2 tRNA genes and 2 rRNA genes are annotated in these 2,874 nt (G+C 53.7%); all 4 read left to right on the top strand.

Features of this window, described 5'->3' with window-relative positions:
• Window positions 1-389: ribosomal RNA gene (locus OZD66_RS01435) — 16S ribosomal RNA — on the top strand; the annotation flags it as partial.
• Window positions 390-586: 197 nt separating this feature from the next.
• Window positions 587-663 (top strand) — tRNA-Ile (locus tag OZD66_RS01430).
• Window positions 664-668: 5 nt separating this feature from the next.
• Window positions 669-744, top strand: a tRNA-Ala gene (locus OZD66_RS01425).
• Between the two features lie 370 nt (window positions 745-1,114).
• A 23S ribosomal RNA gene (locus OZD66_RS01420) occupies window positions 1,115-2,874 on the top strand; the annotation flags it as partial.

Raw genomic sequence — 2,874 nt, 5'->3', positions numbered from 1 at the left:
AGAGACTGCCGGTGACAAGCCGGAGGAAGGTGGGGATGACGTCAAGTCCTCATGGCCCTTATGTCCTGGGCTACACACGTGCTACAATGGCGGTGACAGTGGGAAGCTAGGTGGTGACACCATGCTGATCTCTAAAAGCCGTCTCAGTTCGGATTGCACTCTGCAACTCGAGTGCATGAAGGTGGAATCGCTAGTAATCGCGGATCAGCATGCCGCGGTGAATACGTTCCCGGGCCTTGTACACACCGCCCGTCACACCATGGGAGTTGGTTTGACCTTAAGCCGGTGAGCGAACCGCAAGGACGCAGCCGACCACGGTCGGGTCAGCGACTGGGGTGAAGTCGTAACAAGGTAGCCGTAGGGGAACCTGCGGCTGGATCACCTCCTTTCAAGGATATTTTTCGATACCGGGTTGGGCAACTGATCTGGTTTGAAGAATTCCGAATAAAAAGTCCTTTGCTGCAGGATCGGCAAAGGCGCTCAGGTCTGACTGAGCTGCTCCATTGGAGCGGAAGCGCCGTCAACATATCCCTTTCTACGATGAGATCTGACTGTGAGTTTTCAACTCGCAGATTGGACTGGGTTTGGGCTAGTAGCTCAGTTGGTTAGAGCACACGCTTGATAAGCGTGGGGTCGGAGGTTCAAGTCCTCCCTGGCCCACCAGGTTTGGGGGCATAGCTCAGCTGGGAGAGCACCTGCTTTGCAAGCAGGGGGTCGTCGGTTCGAACCCGTCTGCCTCCACCATGTTTGGTGGAACGAGTAATTGAGGATTGTGGTGCTTCGGCGCCTGCCAAAGTTACTTTGTTTTATGGATCTCATCGAGAGAGGTTTGGAGAGATCGGACCTTCTTTTATCTGACTGCGGTGCAGCGGGTTTGAGAAAGTGTCTGGTGATGTGTTCTTTGTCAGTGTGAATCGGTTGGTGCGTATGTGGGCGTGCCGAAATCCTGGGTTGGTCTGACCCATGAGCTGAGCAATCAGTTTGTGTTAAGGGATTTTGGCGAAAGCGTTCATATGCGATTTTGAAATGTGACGCGCTTGAATGAGTTGTCGTGCATGTTTCCTGAGATATCGGGGTTCTGCCTTGGTATGGATGGTTTCTGTGCATGGGAGCAAGTGAGTGCGAGAAGGGCGTTCGGTGGATGCCTTGGCACTAGAAGGCGATGAAGGACGTGGCACGCTGCGAAAAGCCACGGGGAGCCGCGAGTAGGCTTTGATCCGTGGATATCCGAATGGGGCAACCCCCTCGCAAGAGGATCCCTCACTGAATACATAGGTGTGGGAGGCAAACCCGGGGAACTGAAACATCTCAGTACCTGGAGGAAAAGACATCAATTGAGATTCCGCTAGTAGTGGCGAGCGAACGCGGAACAGGCCAGTGGCCATGAGAAGACAAGCAGAATGCTCTGGAAAGTGCAGCCATAGTGGGTGATAGCCCCTTATGCGTAATGCTTCTTATGGTCCTTGAGTAGGGCGGGGCACGTGAAACCCTGTCTGAACATGGGGGGACCACCCTCCAAGCCTAAATACTCTCTAGTGACCGATAGTGAACAAGTACCGTGAGGGAAAGGTGAAAAGCACCCCGACGAGGGGAGTGAAAGAGACCTGAAACCGGACGCCTACAAGCAGTCGGAGCCTCTTATGGGGTGACGGCGTACCTTTTGTATAATGGGTCAGCGAGTTTCTGTTTGCAGCAAGCTTAAGCCGGTAGGTGTAGGCGTAGCGAAAGCGAGTCTGAATAGGGCGACGAGTTGCTGGCAGAAGACCCGAAACCGAGTGATCTAGCCATGGCCAGGTTGAAGGTGCGGTAACACGCACTGGAGGACCGAACCCACGCCTGTTGAAAAAGTCGGGGATGAGCTGTGGTTAGGGGTGAAAGGCCAATCAAACTCGGAGATAGCTGGTTCTCCGCGAAATCTATTGAGGTAGATCGTCAGGTGTTGACCCCGGGGGGTAGAGCACTGGATGGGCTAGGGGGGCCCAAAGCCTTACCAAACCTAACCAAACTCCGAATACCCGGAAGTTTAGCCTGGCAGACAGACAGTGGGTGCTAAGGTCCATTGTCGAGAGGGAAACAGCCCAGACCACCAGCTAAGGCCCCTAAATCGTGGCTAAGTGGGAAAGGATGTGGGGATTCCAAAACAACCAGGAGGTTGGCTTAGAAGCAGCCATCCTTTAAAGAAAGCGTAATAGCTCACTGGTCTAATAGAAACCCTGCGCCGAAAATGTAACGGGGCTCAAGCCACGTGCCGAAGCTGTGGGTGCATACTTTGTATGCGCGGTAGCGGAGCGTTCCGTAAGTCTGTGAAGGAGACGGGGTGACTCTCTCTGGAGATATCGGAAGTGCGAATGCTGACATGAGTAGCGACAAACAGTGCGAGAAACACTGTCGCCGTAAGTCCAAGGTTTCCTGCGCAAGGTTAATCCACGCAGGGTTAGTCGGCCCCTAAGGCGAGGGCGAAAGCCGTAGTCGATGGAAATCAGGTTAATATTCCTGAACCTGCCAGAAGTGACGAATGCGAGATGTTGTCAGTCCTTATCGGATTGGACTGGCTTTTTGAGCATTCCAGGAAATAGCTCTGGCGTATAGACCGTACCCTAAACCGACACAGGTGGACTGGTAGAGCATACCAAGGCGCTTGAGAGAACGATGCTGAAGGAACTAGGCAAATTACTCGCGTAACTTCGGGATAAGCGAGACCCGTGAGTGGGCAACCATTTGCGGGTGGCACAGACCAGGGGGTAGCGACTGTTTATTAAAAACACAGGACTCTGCGAAGTCGAGAGACGACGTATAGGGTCTGACGCCTGCCCGGTGCCGGAAGGTTAAGAGGAGGTGTGAGAGCACTGAATTGAAGCCCCGGTAAACGGCGGC

It is taken from the genome of Wolbachia endosymbiont of Drosophila baimaii, assembly GCF_028982185.1.
Classification (GTDB): domain Bacteria; phylum Pseudomonadota; class Alphaproteobacteria; order Rickettsiales; family Anaplasmataceae; genus Wolbachia; species Wolbachia pipientis.
This window is presented reverse-complemented; position numbering and strand designations above follow the sequence as displayed.